Below are 4,890 nucleotides of genomic sequence, written 5' to 3'. Positions count from 1 at the left end.
GGCGTCGCCAGGCCGGACACCGCCGACCTGGCCCGCTCCTGCGAACTCGTCGTGCGGCTGGCCCTGTCCTGTGTGGCGGCGCCACCGGGCGAGGGCGGCGTCGGCGAACTCGTGCGCAGCGCGCTGGGCCCCACCAAGTAGAGCAGGTGGTCAGTGCGCGGAACCGGACAGCTGCAGTCCGATCACGCCGACGATGACGAAGCTGATCGACACGAGCTTCAGCGTCGACACCAGGTCGCCGAGGAAGGCCATGCCGTAGATCGCGGTGCCGGCCGCGCCGATGCCGGTCCACACGGCGTAGGCGGGGCCCACGTCGAGCTTCTTCAGGGAGAGGGTGAGCAGGCCGAAGCTGCCCAGTGCGAAGGTGCAGAAGGCGACCGTGGGCCACAGGCGCGTGAAGCCGTGGGACAGCTTCAGGCACACGGCGAACCCGGTCTCCAGAATTCCGGCCACGACAACCAGCAGCCACGCCATGTGCTGTCCTCCCGTTTGTCCGGCTCGGTGCGATTATGCACTTACCGAACTTGAGTCCCCACAAACACGCGGTGGTCAGCCGGTGATCAGTCGCCCTCGGTTCGCTCACGGGTGGCCAGCAGCCGCCGTAGCGAGTAGAGCCGCTGCGGGTCGGCGTGGCCGTCGGCCACCCACTGGTCCAGGGCGCAGTCCGGCTCGTCGTGGCTGCACGCGCGTGGGCAGTCGACCGTGCCGGGCTCCAGGTCGGGGAACGCCTTGATCACCCGGGACGGGTCCACGTGGTGCAGGCCGAAGGAACGGACACCGGGTGTGTCGACGACCCAGCCGGAGTCGTCGGGCAGCGGGATCATGCGCGCCGAGGTCGTGGTGTGCCGGCCGCGCCCGGTGACGGCGTTGACGATGCCGGTGCTGCGCCGCCGCTCCAGCGAGACCAGCGCGTTGACGAGGGTCGTCTTGCCGACGCCGGAGTGTCCGACGAACGCGGTGATCTTGCCGTCGAGCTGCTTGCGGACCCGCTCCACCGCGGTGCCGTTCTCCAGCTCCTCGCGGCTCGTGACGACGTAGGGGACGCCCAACGCGCCGTACATCTCCAGGAGTTGGTCCGGTGACGCCAGGTCCGACTTGGTCAGGACGAGGAGTGGGTCGAGGCCGCCGTCGTAGGCCGCTACCAGGCAGCGGTCGATGAGGCGCGGGCGCGGTTCGGGGTCGGCGAGGGCGGTGACGATGGCGAGCTGGTCGGCGTTGGCGACGACCACGCGCTCGTACGGGTCGTCGTCGTCGGCCGTGCGGCGCAGGACGGAGGTGCGCGGCTCGATGCGGATGATGCGGGCGAGGGTGTCCTTGTCGCCGGACAGGTCGCCGATGATGCCGACCCGGTCGCCGACCACCGCCGCCTTCCGGCCCAGTTCGCGGGCCTTGACCGCCATCACGACCCGGTCCTCGACCAGGCACGTCAGCCGGCCCCGGTCGACGGTGACGACCATGCCCTCGACCGCTTCCTCGTGCTTGGGGCGGATGTTCGTACGCGGCCGGTTGCCCTTGCGGTTCGGGCGCTGGCGGATGTCGTCCTCGTCGGTGTTCTTGCCGTAGCGGCGCATGGCGTGAGTCCCCTACGCCCCGTCGCTCCCGAGCATCCCGGCCCACAGGTCGGGGAAGTCCGGGAGGGTTTTCGCCGTCGTCGCCACGTTCTCGATCTGTACGCCCTCGACCGCGAGCCCGATGATCGCCCCGGCCGTCGCCATCCGGTGGTCCTCGTAGGTGTGGAAGATCCCGCCGTGCAGTCGGCGCGGGCGGATGTGCAGACCGTCGGCGGTCTCGGTCACGTCACCGCCCAGCTCGTTGATCTCCTTGGTGAGCGCGGCCAGCCGGTCCGTCTCGTGCAGACGGAGGTGGGAGACACCCCGCAAGGTCGAGGGGGAGTCGGCGAGGGCGGCTACGGCCGCGATGCCCGGGGTCAGTTCGCCGACCTCGCTCAGGTCCACGTCGATGCCGTGGATCGCACCCGAACCGGTGAACTCCAGCCCGTACTCGGTCAGTTCGCAGGAACCACCCATCTCGGTGAAGATCTCCCGCAGCCGGTCACCGGGCTGCGTCGTCCGCGCCGGCCAGTCCGGTACGACCACCTTGCCGCCGGCGACGAGCGCCGCCGCGAGGAAGGGCTGGGCGTTCGACAGATCCGGCTCCACCGTCAGGTCCCGGCCGAGCAGTGCGCCCGGCGTCACCCGCCAGACGTTGGGCTCGCCGCCCGACTCCGGGGTGTCCACCTGGGCGCCGACCGCGCGCAGCATGTCGACGGTCATGCGGATGTGCGGCATGGAGGGGAGGGAGGAGCCGATGTGGCGGACCTCGACGCCCATGTTGAAGCGCGGGCCCGAGAGCAGGAGCGCGCTCACGAACTGGGACGACGAGGACGCGTCGATCTCCACCGGCCCGCCGTCCAGCGCGCCTCCGCCGTGCACGGTCAGCGGCAGCGCGCCCCGGCCGTCGTCGTCGATCCGGGCGCCGAGCACGCGCAGGGCGTCGATCACGCCGTTCAGGGGGCGTTCGTACGACCTTGGGTCGCCGTCGAAGCGGATGGGGCCGTCGGCCAGGGCGGCGACGGGGGGCAGGAAGCGCATCACGGTGCCCGCGTTGCCGACGTCGACCGTGGCCGGGCCGTGCAGGCCCGAGGGGATGACCCGCCAGAACTCTCCGGAGCCCTTCTCCGTGCCTACGCCCTCCTCGATGCCCACGCCCATCGCGCGGAGGGCGGCTGCCATCAGGAGGGTGTCGCGGGAGCGGAGGGGGCGGCGCAGCCAGCCTGGTTCGCTGGCGAGGGCGGCGAGGACGAGGGCGCGGTTGGTGACGGACTTGGACCCCGGGACGTGGACCGTCGCGTTGACGGCTCCGCGGGCGTGGGGAGCGGGCCATAGGGCGGTTTGGTCGTTGTTCGGGGCCATGTGACCCACTGTATAAGTAGGCCGTCTTTCGGGTGCTGCGCCGTCGTGGCTGGTCGCGCAGTTCCCCGCGCCCCTGAAGCTGCCCCTTCGGGGCGCTTCAGAGTTCCAGCAGCCACCTGCCCCCGCCTATTAGTGAGCAGAGGGATACCAGGTGGAAGAGGAACAGCCATAGACCCGCTGGTACGTGCGTCAGTCGCGCCAACTGGTCCGCGTCCGAGTCGCCCGCGCCGCCCCTCGATCGCTTGGCCTGGAGCTCGAACGCCGGGCGTACGCCACCCAACAACAAGAACCAGACCACCGCGTACGCGAACGCCGCCTGCACCTGGGGGCCCGTCAGCCATGACACCAGGAGGAAGGCCGCGCCGCTGAGGATCACCGTCAGGGCGCCGTAGGCGTTGCGGATCATCACCAGCATGGCTATCAGGAGGAGGGTCGACAGCCACAGGAGGAGGGTGATGTGGCCGGCGGCCAGGAGTGCGGCGCCGCCCAGGCCCAGGAGTGGGGGAGCGGTGTAGCCGGCGGCGGCCGTGAGGATCATGCCGAGGCCGTGCGGCTTGCCGCGGCTGACGGTGAGGCCGCTGGTGTCGGAGTGGAGGCGGATGCCAGTGAGCTGGCGGCCGGTGAGGAGGGCCACCAGGCCGTGGCCGCCCTCGTGGGCGATGGTGATGGCGTTGCGGGAGAGGCGCCACAGTCCGTGCGGGACGACCACGGCGAGCGCGGCGACCATGGTGGCGATCACCACCCAGAGATCCGGGTCGGGCTGGCTGCCGAAGACCTCGTCCCAGAGGGCGGGTATCGAGGCGATTGCGGTGCTGTCCATTGGCGGCGGAGGCTCCCGTGGGTGTCGTCGAATCTGGCAGTGTTGCACGTATGTGCGGACGGTATGCAGCGAGTCGTGGGCCCGAGGATCTCGCAGGAGTCTTTGAGATCGAGAAGTGGGAGCCCGAAGAGGTTCTGGCCCCCGACTACAACGTGGCCCCGACCAAAGAGGTCTATGCAGTCCTCGACCGTCCACTTAAAGACGCCGACAGTCCTGAGCCGGTTCGCCAGCTGCGTCGGCTCAAGTGGGGGCTCGTGCCGAGCTGGTCCAAGACCCCCGAGGGCGGCGCCCGGATGATCAACGCCCGCGCGGAGACCGTGCACGAGAAGCCGTCGTACCGTCGGGCCTTCGCCGCCCGGCGCTGTGTCATCCCCGCCGACGGCTACTACGAGTGGGTCACTGCCAAGGACGAGCGGGAGCTGGAGGTCGAGGGGAAGAAGAAGCGGCAGCGCAAGCAGCCGTATTTCGTGCTTCCCGCCGACGGGTCGGTCTTCGCGATGGCCGGACTGTACGAGTTCTGGCGGGACCGGACGCTGCCCGACGACCATCCGCTGGCCTGGTGGGTCACCTGCTCGGTGATCACCACCGAGGCGGAGACGACCCCGCTCGCGGTCGCTCCCGCCGACGGACCGTACGCGCTCGCCGACATCCACCCCCGGATGCCCCTGATGCTCACCCCCGACCGCTGGGACGCCTGGCTCGACCCGGCCCGCACCGACCCCGACGAGCTGCGCGAGCTGCTCGCACCGCCGCCCGCCGGGCTGATGCGCGCCTACCCGGTGTCCACGGCCGTCAGCAACGTCCGCAACAACGGACCGGAGCTGCTGAAGGAACTGGAGGGGCCCGAGGAGGGCACACTCTTCTGATGTGAGCGAGATCATCGTGGAGACCGATGCGGGTGCGGCCCGCATCACCTGGCACAAGGCGAAGAAGGCGCGGCTCGTCCTGGCCGTCAGTCATGGCGCGGGCGGTGGCATCGAGGCGCGGGATCTGCAGGCCCTCGCCGCCGCCCTCCCCGCGCACGGCGTCACCGTCGCGCTGGTCGAGCAGCCCTGGCGGGTGGCCGGGAAGAAGGTGGCGCCCGCGCCGAAGACGCTGGACGTGGGGTGGCGGGGGATCTGGCCGGCCGTCGCGAAGCCCGGTCTGCCGGTGGTCTCC

5 protein-coding genes and 2 pseudogenes are annotated in these 4,890 nt (G+C 70.7%); 3 read left to right on the top strand and 4 right to left on the bottom strand.

Translation table 11 applies throughout. The features are described 5' to 3' along the window. Positions 1–141 (top strand): annotated as a pseudogene (locus R6V09_RS46050) (TetR/AcrR family transcriptional regulator); the annotation flags it as partial. Positions 142–150: 9 nt separating this feature from the next. On the opposite strand, the gene R6V09_RS46045 reads toward R6V09_RS46050, so the two are convergent. From R6V09_RS46045 to R6V09_RS46030, 4 genes are all read right to left on the bottom strand, one after another. After that, positions 151–474, bottom strand: a complete 324-nt coding sequence (locus R6V09_RS46045) for a DMT family transporter (protein ID WP_019072143.1) — start codon at positions 472–474, stop codon at positions 151–153. Between the two features lie 86 nt (positions 475–560). Further along, positions 561–1,571, bottom strand: a complete 1,011-nt coding sequence (gene rsgA, locus R6V09_RS46040) for a ribosome small subunit-dependent GTPase A (RefSeq protein ID WP_317887438.1) — start codon at positions 1,569–1,571, stop codon at positions 561–563. 12 nt (positions 1,572–1,583) lie between these two features. After that, a complete protein-coding gene (gene aroA, locus R6V09_RS46035; protein ID WP_317887437.1) occupies positions 1,584–2,912 on the bottom strand; it encodes a 3-phosphoshikimate 1-carboxyvinyltransferase in 1,329 nt (442 codons plus the stop codon). A gap of 97 nt (positions 2,913–3,009) precedes the next feature. Next, positions 3,010–3,732 carry a M50 family metallopeptidase gene (locus R6V09_RS46030; protein WP_317887436.1) on the bottom strand — a complete coding sequence of 241 codons (723 nt, stop codon included), beginning with the start codon at positions 3,730–3,732 and terminating at the stop codon, positions 3,010–3,012. Positions 3,733–3,782: 50 nt separating this feature from the next. Here R6V09_RS46030 and R6V09_RS46025 point away from each other — a divergent pair, with 50 nt between their 5' ends. Beyond that, positions 3,783–4,598, top strand: coding sequence for an SOS response-associated peptidase (locus tag R6V09_RS46025; protein WP_317887435.1), 816 nt, complete (start codon positions 3,783–3,785; stop codon positions 4,596–4,598). 1 nt (position 4,599) lies between these two features. Further along, positions 4,600–4,890 (top strand): annotated as a pseudogene (locus tag R6V09_RS46020) (hydrolase); the annotation flags it as partial.

The sequence above is a fragment of the Streptomyces sp. W16 genome, assembly GCF_033194735.1.
In the GTDB taxonomy this organism is placed as follows: Bacteria; Actinomycetota; Actinomycetes; order Streptomycetales; family Streptomycetaceae; genus Streptomyces.
This window is presented reverse-complemented; position numbering and strand designations above follow the sequence as displayed.

Coding starts and splice junctions, on each gene's coding strand:
- aroA (WP_317887437.1), bottom strand. CDS start 2,912: ATGGCCCCGAACAACGACCAAACCGCCCTATGGCCCGCTCCCCACGCC.
- rsgA (WP_317887438.1), bottom strand. CDS start 1,571: ATGCGCCGCTACGGCAAGAACACCGACGAGGACGACATCCGCCAGCGC.
- R6V09_RS46025 (WP_317887435.1), top strand. CDS start 3,783: ATGTGCGGACGGTATGCAGCGAGTCGTGGGCCCGAGGATCTCGCAGGA.
- R6V09_RS46030 (WP_317887436.1), bottom strand. CDS start 3,732: ATGGACAGCACCGCAATCGCCTCGATACCCGCCCTCTGGGACGAGGTC.
- R6V09_RS46045 (WP_019072143.1), bottom strand. CDS start 474: ATGGCGTGGCTGCTGGTTGTCGTGGCCGGAATTCTGGAGACCGGGTTC.